Source organism: Palaeococcus ferrophilus DSM 13482 (assembly GCF_000966265.1).
Classification (GTDB): Archaea; Methanobacteriota_B; Thermococci; order Thermococcales; family Thermococcaceae; genus Palaeococcus; species Palaeococcus ferrophilus.
The window spans coordinates 145,994-158,956 of the sequence record NZ_LANF01000011.1 but is presented as its reverse complement, the minus strand read 5'-3'; the positions used below and the strand labels follow the sequence as shown (position 1 = coordinate 158,956).

15 protein-coding genes and 2 tRNA genes are annotated in these 12,963 nt (G+C 52.5%); 4 read left to right on the top strand and 13 right to left on the bottom strand.

The genetic code is table 11. The annotated features are described in order from the left end of the window. Window position 1 precedes the first annotated feature (1 nt). Window positions 2–439 carry a molybdenum cofactor biosynthesis protein MoaE gene (locus PFER_RS05945; protein ID WP_048149836.1) on the top strand — a complete coding sequence of 146 codons (438 nt, stop codon included), beginning with the start codon at window positions 2–4 and terminating at the stop codon, window positions 437–439. On the opposite strand, the gene glnA is transcribed toward PFER_RS05945, so the two are convergent. Next, window positions 430–1,752 carry a type I glutamate--ammonia ligase gene (gene glnA, locus PFER_RS05940; protein WP_048149834.1) on the bottom strand — a complete coding sequence of 441 codons (1,323 nt, stop codon included), beginning with the start codon at window positions 1,750–1,752 and terminating at the stop codon, window positions 430–432. The genes PFER_RS05945 and glnA overlap by 10 nt on opposite strands. Before the next feature lie 247 nt (window positions 1,753–1,999). Between glnA and PFER_RS05935 the strand changes: the two genes are divergently transcribed. Together PFER_RS05935 and PFER_RS05930 are read left to right on the top strand one after the other, a co-directional pair. Further along, window positions 2,000–2,077: transfer RNA gene (locus PFER_RS05935), tRNA-Glu, on the top strand. 10 nt (window positions 2,078–2,087) lie between these two features. Beyond that, window positions 2,088–2,162, top strand: a tRNA-Ile gene (locus PFER_RS05930). Between the two features lie 10 nt (window positions 2,163–2,172). On the opposite strand, the gene PFER_RS05925 is transcribed toward PFER_RS05930, so the two are convergent. Then, window positions 2,173–3,021, bottom strand: a complete 849-nt coding sequence (locus tag PFER_RS05925; protein ID WP_052696185.1) for a DUF2334 domain-containing protein — start codon at window positions 3,019–3,021, stop codon at window positions 2,173–2,175. Window positions 3,022–3,255: 234 nt separating this feature from the next. On the opposite strand from PFER_RS05925, the gene PFER_RS05920 reads away from it, so the two are divergent. Continuing rightward, window positions 3,256–4,515: a methyl-accepting chemotaxis protein gene (locus tag PFER_RS05920; RefSeq protein WP_084593917.1), complete on the top strand. Its 1,260-nt coding sequence runs from the start codon at window positions 3,256–3,258 to the stop codon at window positions 4,513–4,515. A 15-nt stretch (window positions 4,516–4,530) separates the two neighbouring features. On the opposite strand, the gene PFER_RS05915 is transcribed toward PFER_RS05920, so the two are convergent. The 11 genes from PFER_RS05915 to PFER_RS05880 form a co-directional block, all read right to left on the bottom strand. Further along, the gene (locus tag PFER_RS05915; RefSeq protein ID WP_048149830.1) at window positions 4,531–5,949 is read right to left on the bottom strand and encodes an MATE family efflux transporter; all 1,419 of its coding nucleotides are present in this window, start codon (window positions 5,947–5,949) and stop codon (window positions 4,531–4,533) included. A gap of 140 nt (window positions 5,950–6,089) precedes the next feature. Beyond that, window positions 6,090–6,299 carry a hypothetical protein gene (locus PFER_RS05910; RefSeq protein WP_211255076.1) on the bottom strand — a complete coding sequence of 70 codons (210 nt, stop codon included), beginning with the start codon at window positions 6,297–6,299 and terminating at the stop codon, window positions 6,090–6,092. A 3-nt stretch (window positions 6,300–6,302) separates the two neighbouring features. Continuing rightward, window positions 6,303–6,596, bottom strand: coding sequence for an ArsR/SmtB family transcription factor (locus PFER_RS05905; protein WP_048149825.1), 294 nt, complete (start codon window positions 6,594–6,596; stop codon window positions 6,303–6,305). A gap of 169 nt (window positions 6,597–6,765) precedes the next feature. Continuing rightward, the gene (locus PFER_RS05900) at window positions 6,766–7,134 is read right to left on the bottom strand and encodes a DUF4405 domain-containing protein (protein ID WP_052696184.1); all 369 of its coding nucleotides are present in this window, start codon (window positions 7,132–7,134) and stop codon (window positions 6,766–6,768) included. After that, the gene (locus PFER_RS12160) at window positions 7,131–7,271 is read right to left on the bottom strand and encodes a hypothetical protein (protein WP_157255114.1); all 141 of its coding nucleotides are present in this window, start codon (window positions 7,269–7,271) and stop codon (window positions 7,131–7,133) included. Before PFER_RS12160 ends, PFER_RS05900 begins: the two co-directional genes overlap by 4 nt. Further along, the gene (locus tag PFER_RS12545) at window positions 7,243–7,377 is read right to left on the bottom strand and encodes a hypothetical protein (RefSeq protein WP_281175704.1); all 135 of its coding nucleotides are present in this window, start codon (window positions 7,375–7,377) and stop codon (window positions 7,243–7,245) included. The genes PFER_RS12160 and PFER_RS12545 overlap by 29 nt, the downstream gene beginning before the upstream one ends. Before the next feature lie 4 nt (window positions 7,378–7,381). Further along, complete coding sequence (locus PFER_RS12270; protein WP_170218351.1) at window positions 7,382–7,555, bottom strand: hypothetical protein; 174 nt, start codon at window positions 7,553–7,555, stop codon at window positions 7,382–7,384. A 35-nt stretch (window positions 7,556–7,590) separates the two neighbouring features. Further along, window positions 7,591–8,451 carry a DUF2202 domain-containing protein gene (locus tag PFER_RS05895; RefSeq protein WP_048149823.1) on the bottom strand — a complete coding sequence of 287 codons (861 nt, stop codon included), beginning with the start codon at window positions 8,449–8,451 and terminating at the stop codon, window positions 7,591–7,593. Window positions 8,452–8,603: 152 nt separating this feature from the next. Next, a complete protein-coding gene (locus PFER_RS05890) occupies window positions 8,604–10,016 on the bottom strand; it encodes an MATE family efflux transporter (protein WP_048149816.1) in 1,413 nt (470 codons plus the stop codon). 239 nt (window positions 10,017–10,255) lie between these two features. Beyond that, the gene (locus PFER_RS05885) at window positions 10,256–11,752 is read right to left on the bottom strand and encodes a PEP/pyruvate-binding domain-containing protein (protein WP_048149814.1); all 1,497 of its coding nucleotides are present in this window, start codon (window positions 11,750–11,752) and stop codon (window positions 10,256–10,258) included. A gap of 110 nt (window positions 11,753–11,862) precedes the next feature. Next, complete coding sequence (locus PFER_RS05880) at window positions 11,863–12,960, bottom strand: radical SAM protein (RefSeq protein ID WP_048149811.1); 1,098 nt, start codon at window positions 12,958–12,960, stop codon at window positions 11,863–11,865. Window positions 12,961–12,963: the final 3 nt, after the last annotated feature.

Here is a 12,963-nt window from a genome sequence, read left to right as displayed (position 1 = left end):
GATGCTGGTAAGGCTCGTTAAAAAACCTGAGGATTTTGACCTCGAAGAGGCGGTGAGGCTCGTATCGAAGTCGAGCACGGGGGGGCTGGTCTTCTTCCTTGGAAAGGTGAGGGACGAGAACCACGGCAGGAGAGTCCTGAGGTTAATCTACGAGGCCTACCCCGAGATGGCCGTTGCCGAGATGGAGCGCATAAGGCGGGAGGCCCTTGAGAGGTTCCCGATAGAGGAGATGCTCATATGGCACCGCTACGGCGAGCTTGAAATTGGGGACAACACGATACTCATAATAGCGAGCGCCGGCCACAGGGGCGAGGCCTTCGAGGCGTGCAGATGGGCCATAGACGAGGTCAAGAAGAGGGTTCCGGTTTGGAAAAGGGAAGTAACGGAGGAGGGGGAGTTCTGGATAGAGGGCGATAGGGCCAGGCCCGTTCAGAGGTAGAAGTACCTCTCCAGCTCCCATTCTGTTACCTTCTTCGTCTCCAAGGGCAGCTCCCTGCTCTCGAGGTAGGCGGTGTAGGCCTTCCATTCCGCCTCCTTGTAGGCTACGAAGTTCTTAAAGGCTCCCCCGAGGGCCCCTGAAACCACCCTGTCCTTTTTGAGCTCCATCAGCGCTTCTCCAAGGCTCACCGGAAGCGTTCCCACTCCGAGCTCTTCCCTCTCCTTCTCGTCCATCTCGTAGAGGTTCCCCTCCACTGGCTCGGGCGGTTCGAGCTTTCTCCTTATGCCGTCGAGGCCCGCCATGAGCACCGCGGCCAGGGCGTAGTAGGGGTTGGCGCTCGGGTCCGGGCAGCGGTATTCAATCCTCGCCCCGCTACCCTTGAAGGCGGGAACCCTTATGAGCGCGCTCCTGTTCCTGTATCCCCATCCTATGTAAACCGGTGCCTCGTAACCTGGAACGAGGCGCTTGTAGCTGTTGACCGTGGGGTTGGTAACGGCGGTTAGGCCCCTCGCGTGCTCGAGGATGCCCGCTATGAAGTGGAGGGCCGTTTCGCTCAGACCGTCCTCCCCAACGAAGGCGTTTTCCCCGTCCTTCCAGAGGCTTATGTGGAGGTGCATTCCGTTGCCAGGGAAGCCGTAGATTGGCTTCGGCATAAACGTGGCGTGGAGGCCGTGGAACGAAGCCACAGCCCTCACAACGTGCTTGAAACTCACGATGTTGTCGGCGGTTTTGAGGGCCTCGTCGTAGTGGAAGTCTATCTCGTGCTGGGCCTTTCCAACCTCGTGGTGGAGAACCTCGGGCTGGAGGCCGAGATGGGGCATGTAGCCTGCAATCTCCCTTTTTATGGCGCTGGCGCCGTCGAGGTTGACGACGTCAAAGTAGCCGCCGGCATCGGGAAGCTTGAGCTCCCACGTGCCGTTTTTCTTGAGGAGATAGAACTCCGGCTCGGGCCCGACGTACGCTTTGAACCCCTCCTTCTCGAGCTCTTCGAGGGCTTTCCTTAGAACCCCCCTCGGGTCGGCCCCGTAGGGTTTCCCATCCTTGTGGATGTAGCCGTAAACCCTTGCAACCCCTTCCCAGGGTATCTCGGCGTAGGTGTCCGGGTCCGCCACGAGGATCAAATCGCTGTCCTCTATTCCCTGGAAGCCGGGGATTGAAGAGCCGTCGAAGGCTATTCCGTCCTTAACCGCGTCCTCGTATCTCTCTATGGGCACCTCCATGCCCTTGAGTGAACCGTTGATATCCACGAAGAGGAGCTGGAGGAAGCGGGGCTTTGACTTGAATTCCGGTGCGATGTTTTTAACTTCGTTCATTTTTATCACCGTTAAATATGGTTTTGTTCATAATAAACAGGGATATTCTGAACAATACCAATAATAAAAGGTTTTTGATTGATTTTTCGTCACGATGTCGAGAATCTGCCTCGGGGGCTCCCCTCCACAAAAATATGTTAAAAAACACATTTTTATTTTGTGATTTTGACATTTTAATGTTCCCGGTGTGGGGCCGCGCTTACCGAAAAATTTATAAATCAACCGCGGAAAGGGGATATCGTCAAGCGCCCCGGTGGTGTAGCCCGGTCAATCATGCGGGACTCTCGATCCCGCGACCCGGGTTCAAATCCCGGCCGGGGCACCATAATTCTCCTGGGCCCGTGGCTCAGCCTGGTCAGAGCGCCCGCCTGATAAGCGGGAGGTCCGGGGTTCGAAGCCCCGCGGGCCCACTAAAACTCATCACTCCTTCTTGAGCCACCTAAGGAACTTCTCGAGCACTTTTAGGCCGTCCCCGTGGACTATGACCTGGGGGTGGATGGAGAGATAGAAGGGAATCCCCTCACGGCACGTGGCGTTGTAGTCGTGGGCAGCTACAAGGAACCGCTCCTCCGCTTTCCCCTCGCCCACGTACCACGTGTACTCCCTGTTCCACACCCGCATCTTGCTCCCGTTGGGCGGGATGAAGTAATCGGGGAGCACGATGGTAAGGTTGAACTCCCCGATGGCCCTTATGGAATCGTTGCTTAGGGCCCACGCGGGGGGCAGGAAGAGACTCATGTTCTCAAAGCCAACCTTCCCCATCAGCTCCGTCGCGCTCTTGAGCTTTTCCATGGCCACCTCATACGAGCAGTTGAACTCATGGTATGTGTGCTCGTACCCGTGGAGCTCGATGCGGTAGCCCTCTTTCTCCAGGGAGTGCAGGTAGCCCACAAAATCCCCGTTCCTCCGCAGATCCCAGCGGTCCCCGTGGTAGGGTGGGTCAAAGCGGGGGATCACGAAGAGGACGGTTCGAGAAGAGTAGTTGTATTTGTCGAGAACTTCCACAACGGCCTCGAGTTCCCGCGAGTAGTAGGGGGTCACATCGTGGATGAGAATCGTTGGAGGGGGACAGTTGGAGTCACCCTCTCCCGCCGCAGAAGCAAACTTGGAGGCATTTTCTGCCCTCACGGGGAAGGGAGGAGCTGACTGGGAGTTTCTCTCCATAAATTCCCCCGGTTCCGCGTGCTCGTACTCCATGGACCTCTCCCTGGAGGCAACGCCCACCGTTATGAGCAGGAGGAACAGAACTATGAGGAGCTCCCGCCTCAAACCACCACCGCCCTATGTACTATGTTTCATGTTAAAAACCTTTCCATTCGATGGAGCTATTGGTGGGTTCTCAGAGCTATTTTATAGTGTGTCCAATATTAAGCGCTCTCACGTTGACAATTGTGTATGTTCGTATGTAGGTAGTTACTATATACATAAGTGGTCAGTTTTTTACTTTCTTTTATTAGAAAACTTTAAGGGGGATAACGTGCTAACCCCTTTGGGGGATGCGCTATGGAAGGCAGAATGGCGGTGGTCATGTCATCCATAGTAGTGTTTTTATTAACCCTCGTGCCCACCGTAGTCGTTGGGTCAACGGCGGGTGTTCTGGGAGGGGTTATTGGAGTCGGGATAGCGCTGGCCATCTCCAAGAGCATCTCGAGTGAGGAAAGAATACCTCAGGATGTCCTTAAGTACAAGAAGGAAATTGAGGAGCAGATAGATATCGTGGTGGGGATACTCGACAGACTTGCGGAGGGAGACCTATCGGTTGAAGACACTGGTCTCCATGGCCACCTTGGGAGAGTTCGAGAGGCCATAGAGAAGATGCGCAAAAACCTGAATGAGATGGTGACCGAGATACAGGAGGCTACCAAAGTAGTTGAGGAGCGCAGTCACCTCATAAAGGAGAACGTAGATCAAATAAGTGAGGCAATCCAGCAGGTTGCCGAAGCGATAAACCAGGTAAGCATTGAAGCCCAACGTGAGCAGGAAAACATCAACCAGATGACGGAAACAATGCGCTACATAGACGACATTGGAAAGGAGACCATAACTACTATGGAAGACTTTGAGAGTTCAATGAGTGAAGCCGTCGGCCTAGCACGCGAGGGCGGTGAGAAGGGTGAGGAGGCAATCAGACAGATAGAGGAAATTCAAAGCATGATGCTCAAGATCGAGGAGACCGTTAAGGGGGTTGCTGAGATGGGCAAGAACATAGCCAACATAACCAACGTTATAACCGGCATTGCGGAGCAGACCAACCTGCTTGCCTTGAACGCAGCAATTGAAGCGGCAAGGGCTGGAGAAGCTGGGAAAGGGTTCGCCGTGGTCGCCGATGAGATTAGGAATCTTGCAGAGGAGAGCAAAAAGGCCGCTGATGATATACGGAACATCGTTAGCAGGATAATGGAACAGATACAGCAGAGTGTTGAAGTTACGGATAAGAGCGCTGAGACAGTTGCCAGATCAACTGAAGTCCTTAAGGAGAGCGTCTCCTATTTGACACATATCGCGGAGCTTATGAGAGAGATGGAAATAAAGGCGAACGATCTCAAGAACAAGGTTCTCGAAGAGGGTGAGAAAATCGAGGAAGGCCTGCACTTCCTTGAGAATCTCGCCGCTAGCGCTGAAGAAACGACAGCCGCTGCGGAGCAGGTTAGTGCCGCAGCCGAGGAGCAGACATCCGCCCTCGAGGAGGTTAACATTGCAATATCCGACTTTGAAAAGGTTATTAAGGAACTCAGCAGGCTCGTGATGAGATTTAAGCTTTGAGTTTCCCTATATTCTTCATGATATTATTCTTTTCATCCACGTGCCTCTGCTGAACCATATGAATGCCACCATCGCCGCTAAAAAGTTGCTCATACCCATTCCAAAGAACACTCCCTTAGGGCTCATCTCGAAGAGCTCCGCGAGCGGTAGTTTAAGCCCTACAACCGTTACCGCCGCGACGTAGCCGAAGACGTAACTTAGAGGTATCCTGAAGCCCCAGAGGCGGAGCATGCTGAGAACCATGCTTTTCTTCGTATGTCCAGCCGAGCTGAAAGTCCTCGTCACGACGACAAAGATTCCGTTAAAGAACGGAACGGATATCAGGAAGTACTTGAGGACGTACTCGCTCTGGGCTATAACTTGGGGGTCGTCGAGGAAGACCTTGAAGACGGGAACCCTGAAGAGTCCGATTATCAGGATCGCCGAAGAGGCTATGAGGAAGTTAATCATCATGGTTCTCTGGGCTATCCTCTTCGCCCTCTCGTACTTCTCCGCCCCTATGTTCTGGGCTATCATAGTCCCCATCGCCATGCTAACTCCGCGAGCTATGCTCGTGATGAAGTTCACGAGGCGGGTGGTGATGGTGTAGGCCGCGTAGGTCACATCGCCGTAGCCGTAGATGATCCTCGTCAAAACCACAAAGCCAAAGCTGTTGGCGGACTGACCGACGGCCGAAGGCAGACCAACGCGGAAAATCCTCGAGTAGAACTCCATATCTGGCCTGAGGGTTTCTCTCGTGAGGTGAAGGCCAGCCCTTCCGCTTGTTAAAATCTTCGCCCCAATTAGCGCCCCCGTTGAGTTCGAGAGGACCGTTGCGATAGCCGCCCCCGCAACGCCCCACCTCGGGAAGGGACCGATGCCGAAGATTAGGAGAGGGTCGAGCAGGATGTTCATGGCAACTGTGAGCATGCTTATCTTTACGGGCGTTTTTGTGTCCCCAGAGGCCCTCATTAGGGCGGAGAAGGCCATGAAGGTGAAGGAGAAGGGAACGCCCGCGAAAACGACAGTGGCATAGGCCTTGGCGTAGGGATATACGTTGGGAGTGACCTTCATGAAATGGAGCGCGTAGGGCAGGATTGCTAGGCTTATCAAAGCGGTAGCGGTGGAGACGAAGAGCATGAGTGAGTAGAGCGCTCCGGCTGAACGGTTGGCCCTCTCGTAGTTTCCAGCCCCGATGTACTGCCCCACGAAGGCGAAGCCCGCTGTTGCAAATCCCATGCCGAGGGCCATGAGGGTTCCTATTATCGGCCAGCTCGTTCCCGGAGCGGCCAGTGCTTCCCTGCCGAGCTTTCCGAGCCAGAAGGTGTCCGTTATGTTGTAGAGAACCTGCACGAGGTTGCTGACTATTAAGGGATAGGCTAACCTGAGGAGGGTCTTCTCTATCGGCCCGTTGAGTATCTCATGCCTCATCGCCTGAATCTTTCCGCGCTCCATTGGAATCACAGTAAGATGGGCATCGAAGCGAGGATATAAAAAGTTAATGGAAGCGGGTACGCAACAAGAAAACTGCAAGATAGAAGCAGGATTGATAGATGGCTCGATTAATATGGTTGGATGCTGCGGGCTTTAGATTTTTAGACCTCTTCGAGCTTTTTCCTCACTTCTTCGGTGTTCTTCCTGGTCTCCTCAAGGGTGTTCCGGAGCTTCTCCAGCTCGAGCTTCATCTCGTTCAGCGTCTTGTTCATCTGATAGAACGCGAATATGAACACCACAAGGAGTATCAGACCGAGGATTATGCTTATCCATCCACTTGGAGTTGACACGTGCTCACCTCCCCACGGCATGTTTCATTCCTCCAGGCTCTTTATCGTTTCGTTATCTATAACCACTTTAAACTGCTTTGCGCGGTAGTACTTCTTGGCCCTCGGGTCGTTCGGCTCAAGGCGGAGCTCGCTCTCGACGAGGCCGGCCTTTTCGAGCTTCTTGAGGTGGAGATAGAGGAGCTGCCTTGAGATTCCCAGCTCCTTGGCCAGCTCATAGACGTACCACTCCTTCTGGCAGAGGAGTTTAAGTATTCTAACCCTCACGGGATTGCCGAGGGCCTCTCCGAGGGCCACAAGTTCATCAATGCTCCGCACCATGTCCATCACTTTTAGACTGCATATGCAATCAATGCCTTACAGAAAGAAAAGGGGAGAAAGGATAAAAGCTTTCCGTTAGTTGGAGCCGACTATCTTGGAATACTCCTCCTCGCAACGACGAGAATAATCAAAAGGCCTACCAGCCCAAAAATCGCTTTTCTTTTCATCTTCATCCCCTCATTAGGGCGTAGATTATTCCCCCACCAACGAAGAGCACCGAGAGAGCCGTTAGGGTAGCTATGTTCCTCCAGTTTACCTTCCGCTCTTTTCTGTTGGTGACGATGTTTCTCAGCATGCACACCATCGGGTTGAAGTTGACGAACAGGTGGAGCGCCACCAGCGCGACCATGGCGAAGCCGAAGTATATGTGGAGCCCTTCCCATGCCTCTTTGCCGAGGCCGAGGAAAGTCCAGAGCTCATCCCTCGCAATCCGCCCGCTTGGCGCGAGGTACAGGGCTATCCCCGAAAGGGCTTCGAGGATAAAATCAAAGAGCAGGAACAGGTCGAGGGTTGGCTTAAACCATCTCGGGACTCTCATTCTTCATCACACCCCTCTATTTCCTCTTCCCGGAAAGAGCCTCTCGCGATAAGGTATCCGACCACCATCACCGCGGCGATCACTATAAGACCAACCACGAGGCCAATCTCATTTCTTCCCGCATCGATTGGCCCCATTTCTTTTACCCTCCTCTCTGTGGGTAATCGGTGAGGGCTGGGGGCTTTGAACCCCCTTGATGAGCTTTAATATGAAGTTCAGGATTGTCGTTATGAACTCACTCATTTTCTTACCTCCTCAGCAGGGCATAGATTATTGCGCCGAACAGGAGCAGGGGCAGTATGAGTAGTGCAAATCTTGCCATCAGGAAGAGGATTCCGAATATTCCTAAGCCCCACCAGCCCCAGCCTAACCTCCTTCTTCCGTGCACGGGGCCCATCATTGGACCGAACCCGCGTGGCACTTCTCCCACCTCTCAAAGGAAATAAAGAGGGGGCTTCAAGCCCCTTCTCCCTGCATGGGGCAGTCCCCGCTGCCGTAGCCTCTCATGGACTTGTTCCCTTCACCGTTGCCGCCTTTTCCGTAGCCACGGGGACCTTCTGAGAGCTCACCACTTGCTCTCTTTTCCTTCATTGCCCCCCTCTGTGCCTCCACCACGTTGCCTGCGCCCCTGATGTCGTTCCTCTCTCCGCGCACCATCTTGCCGTGTCCGCTGTGGCCAGTCTCTCCAGCTAGCATCTCCTCCACCTGCTCCTGTGGGAGCACCTGGGCGGTGTAATCAACGCCCTCTGCCTCCAGGTTCCTCACGAAGGCCCTTAGGTGGTTCTCGCTTCCAGCCATGAGGTTGCTGTAAATTGCCTTGATGTCCTCGTTGTCGGTCTTAGCTATCCAGTCCTCAAGGTCCTTGATGTCGGTTTCCTCGATGAGTGCCCCGACTTTAAGTGCATCAACGGTGCTCTGGCTTCCCTGCTCGATCAGCTGGTCGTAGAGAGCCTGAAGTTCAGGGTTCTCAAAGACGCCGACCTGGTCAAGCGTGCCCGGTGCGGTCAGGTTGTACTTCTCGATCAGCGATAGCACGGCGTCCATGTGGCTCTGCTCGCTCTGGGCTATCCTCTCGAAGACTATGAGACCTGTTTCGTTGTGGAGCGTTAGGTAGACGTCCCTCGCAAGCTTCTCCTCCTCGACCATGTAGATCAACCCACTGGCCTCTTCGTCGCTCAGCGGTGCGTAGTAGTCCGGGTACACCTTCGGTGCCTCAGGGTTAGCCCCTGGTGTGCCCATGTAGGCCGCTGCTCCCCCCAGCACCAGCCCGAACAGGGCCAGCACCAGGAACCCAAATCCCAATATTTTCTTCCTCATGTTGGTTCACCTCTACATATGTAATCTCAATATTACATATGCATGTTTGGCTTATAAAGTTTTTGGTTTGAGTTGCGAGAACGAAAAATGGTGCTCGATAACAAGGGGAATGGAGGGATGAACAGAAGAAATTGAGTAATAGTGCCTGAAATTCAATGCCTCTCGATTATCGCCTTCATCCAGCTTCCCCTGAGGAACCATGCGAGGGCTATAACGGCCCCGAGGAAGTTGCTGAGGCCCATTCCAAGCCACATTCCCGCGGTGTCCCTCACCAAAACCCCAAGGCCGTAGCTGAGCGGGAGCCTTATCCCCCAGAGGCGGACCATCCCAATGACCATGCTCTTCTTCGTGTGCCCCGCGCTGTTGAAGGTGTTGTTAACGGCCGCGAATATGCCGAAGAACGGAAGCGAGGCGGAGAAATAGAGGACAACCTTTTTGCTCTCGGCTATTATCGCCGGGTCGTTGATGAAGAACCTGAATATGGGAACGCGGAAGAGCGCGAAAAGGAGCGTCCCAACGCTCAGGATTGTGAAGTTTATGAGCATCGTCTTCTCGGCTATCTTCTTGGCCCTCTCGTAGAGACCCGCTCCGATGTTCTGGCCGACCATGGTTCCCATCGCCATGCTTATGCCGTCGGAGAAGGCGAACATGAAGTTGGTGAGCCTGTTGGTTATGCTGTAGGTTGCGAAGGCAACGTCCTCGTAGTGCGGAATCCCTTGAGCCCCTCCGTAGAGCCTCCCGACGGTGAAGATAACCCTCGTGAGGATGACGAAGCCGAGGGCAGTAGTTGATGAACCGACGCTTGAGGGAAGACCAACGCGGAAAATCCGTGAGTAGAAGTGGAGGTCGGGCTTGAGGGTCTCGGGTGTGAGGTGTATTCCTACCTTACCTGTGAACAGGAGGTAGCCGCCTATTATCGAGCCTGTTGTGTTTGAGAGCATCGTGGCAACGGCCGCACCAACGACACCAAGCTGTGGAAAGGGCCCCCAGCCGAAGATGAAGAAGGGATCGAGGACGAGGTTGAGGAGAACCGTGCCGATGTTTATCTTCACCGGAGTCCTCGTGTCGCCAACCGCCCTCAGGAGGAAGTTGAAGGCGAAGAGCGTGAAGGAGAAGGGTATCCCCGCGAAGATAACCCTCGTGTAGCGGAGGGCGTAGGGGAATATAGTCTCGCTAACGCCCATCAAACGGAGAAGGTATGGAGCTAAGATGACACCGGATATCCCAACGGCGGTCGCGAAGAGGAGCATGAGAGAGTATAGTGCTCCGGCGTAGCGGTTGGCCTTGTCGTAGTCCTTTGCCCCGACGTACTGGCTCACGAAGGCGAAGCCCGCCGTTGCAAATCCCATCCCGATGCTCATGAAAAACCAGACAAGAGGCCACGCCGTTCCGGGGGCGGAGAGTTCGAGCCTCCCCAATTTACCGAGCCAGAAGGTATCCGTGAGGTTGTAGAGCACCTGCACGAGCTGATTTATGATGAGGGGGTAGGCTAGGAGGATCAGCGTTTTAACTATCGGGCCGTTGAGTATCTGCTCGCGCATCCGCTCTACTTTCTCGCCCCTCATTTGCCATCAGATGGCAATCGAAACGTTGGTATAAAAGGTTTATCGTGGATAAAAGAGCCAGCTACTCTTCCACGATTTTGACATCGAGGTTCAGAAAGTGCCTGTCGAAGGTGTATATCTTGTCTATACCGTTAGAATGGAACCAGATAAATTTTTTGGTAAAATTAGGGTCGGAGGTGGATAGAAAAGAAGAAGCTAGGAGACTTCACTCGGGGGTCTTCTCGGAAAAGGGTTAAGACTTAAATTCCGAACAGCATCTCTGGGATGTCCCTAACCCTCTTGTCCGTGTAGTTTATGAAGGCCTTGAGGAGCCGGTAGATTTCGAAGAGCCTCGCCTCCTCATCGGTTCTCGGCCTTTCGCCCCTATCCGCGCGGGACAAAGCTTCAATGACATCGAAGCGCTTAGCTAAAAGCCTCGGAGTTTCTTCCTCCATCAGCCAGTTTATGAAGTAGTAAACGTTGAAGGCTTTTTCCTTATCCGTGGGATAGAGCTCTCTAACGAGTGAAAAAGCCCTGACAATGATGTTCTCCAGCCCCTCCGGCGAGAGCCTCTCCAAGGCCCTCAGGTACTCCTCTTTTAGAGCCCTCACGATTTCATCTTCATGATGGGTTGATTTCCACAGTTCAACGCCTCTCAGCACCTCCCTCGGGTTCCTGAGGTAAACAGCGCCTCTATTCCCATCAACGATTACTTCATCCCCCTCCCTTATCGCCTCAACGTCAACGCCAACCACACAGGGAATTCCAAGCTCCCTCGCTATTATCGCCGGGTGGGAGAGAATGCTGTCCACCTTCGTCACTATTCCGGAGGCTTTCTTAAAGAGGTTGTAGTGCTCGGCGTGCAGGACGTAGGTGACGAGAACCTCTCCATCTTTGAACACCCTCTCGGCTTCTTCCGGAGGCTGGTCGTCGAGCACAAACCGCGCTCTACCCCTCGCCACTCCTGGGCTCGCGGGGATGCCCTTTAAGGCGTGCCAGTTCTCGGTTTTTATGTCTCTCGCTTCTTTCTTTTGGCCGAGCGCGGTTATGTCCCTCGACTGGAGTATCCAGAGCGTCCCGTCGTAGGCCCACTCTATGTCCTGCGGCCTTCCAAAGAGGGACTCGGCCTCAAGTCCAACTTCAATCAGTTCCCTCATGAGCTCGTTCTGAACCTCTTCCGGGTTTCTCGGAAGCAGAACACGCTCGGCGCTTCTCTTTCCACCTACGAGTTCTTCGCCGCTCCCTCTTACGAACTCGACTAAAGCCTTTTCCGGTTCGGTCGGGGAGCGGGTGAAGAGCACCCCTGCCAATTCCGGCTTAATCTCCCTCTGGACTATCGCCGCCATCCTCGGCTCTTCACTCAGGCCCATCCGCTCTAGGTAATTTCTCACTCTCTCTGAATTGGCACTCTCAAAAACTCTCTCTATTCCTTTGATCAAGCCATCAAAGGAGTTTATCCCCGTAACGCTCTCAAAAACTCCTGCAAAGCTTGCCTTGGAGCTATCCTCGACTGTCGCGGAACTGCGCACGACGACTGGGAACTTTCCTTCGAGGAGGTATGGGGAGTTGAGGTACTCCCTCACCTCTTCCACGACTTCTGGGGGGAGCTTTCCTTCCTCTTTCCAGAGGTCGTAAGCCCCTGTCGTCACCACGAAGCCCGTGGGCACGTTGAGGTATCTTGTGAGTATCGAAAGACGGTGGGCCTTGTTCCCGATTTCATCCACGCTGCCCCCAGCGGAAAGCGAGCGGACGAACATCTTTCTTTCACCTAATGCAGTATCCCTTCTTTTGGTACCAGTACCGTAACACTAAACATACCCCACATGCCTCGTGCATATGAGGACAGTGTGGGTTAGGACAATTAACATTATTTAGCCTCTTTGATAAGGTTTAAGAAGGGTATCTCGGAGGGTGACTTTTCTCTTAAATCGAAGACATGGAATCCTCTCGTGAATAAAGGTGATACCTTTTCAAATAACTCCGGAGGGTTTAGACAAGGTTTAAAATACCCATCCGGCTGAATGGCCATTTCTCCATATAAAACTGGGCATGTAATTTCAAAAGTCTTTTCATCATAGCTTTTTGTCCGAGATTCCTGGTAATCATCGGGGACCAGAAATCCAAGGTTATATCTCTTAGCACGCCCCCGTACTTCTAATCCAGTATAACTAAGAGATGCTCCAATTTTCTTTGCAAATTCTACTATCTCTTGTTCTCCATGGTTAAGAACGTGATCCACTATTCCAATTTCGACGGGTATGTCATTTGCCCTAGCTAGGATTATCGCTCGTAGAACCCTAGAATGTGTTCCGTGACCTCTAAAAGCATCATGTATAGAAGGATTCATGGAATCAAGTGAAACTGAAATAAACCATACCTTTTTGAGGGAATTTACGATTTCCGGATATTTTTCTGGTTTAGATAGATATTGTTCGAGAAGTATTCCATTAGTTGATATGTGTACTTGGAAATTCTCAACGGCAAAATCGAGTATTTGGTCAAAATCTTTCTTAACAAAAGGGTCTCCGCCTGTAAAAGATACCACACTGACTCCATGGGATTTAAGCAATTTGAGAGCTTCTATCCATTCTTCTGCACTCATCTCCTCATATGGGGAGTGCCCAGAGTTATTAAAACAATATAAACATCTAAGATTGCAGTTCTTTGTTATCTCTATATCAACAGTGTGTAAGTGGTATTCATTAAACTTGCTATCATCTTTTGGCTCTCGTGAGAACTGTAAATATCCACTACTATATAGAAACCTTAGAACCTCCATAGCGTCTTTCCCGAAAGAAGTTATAATATCTTTTGTAGATGTTGTTCCTGTAATCGAATGGACAAGATTGCGTGTCTTGCTATTTTGAAGAAGTATCCTCTCCCCCGTTTGCATGTTGGTCATGTATGCATCGGAAACAATGACATAACTTGGGAAATATGGATAAAAAGATAAAAATTTTTTCATATC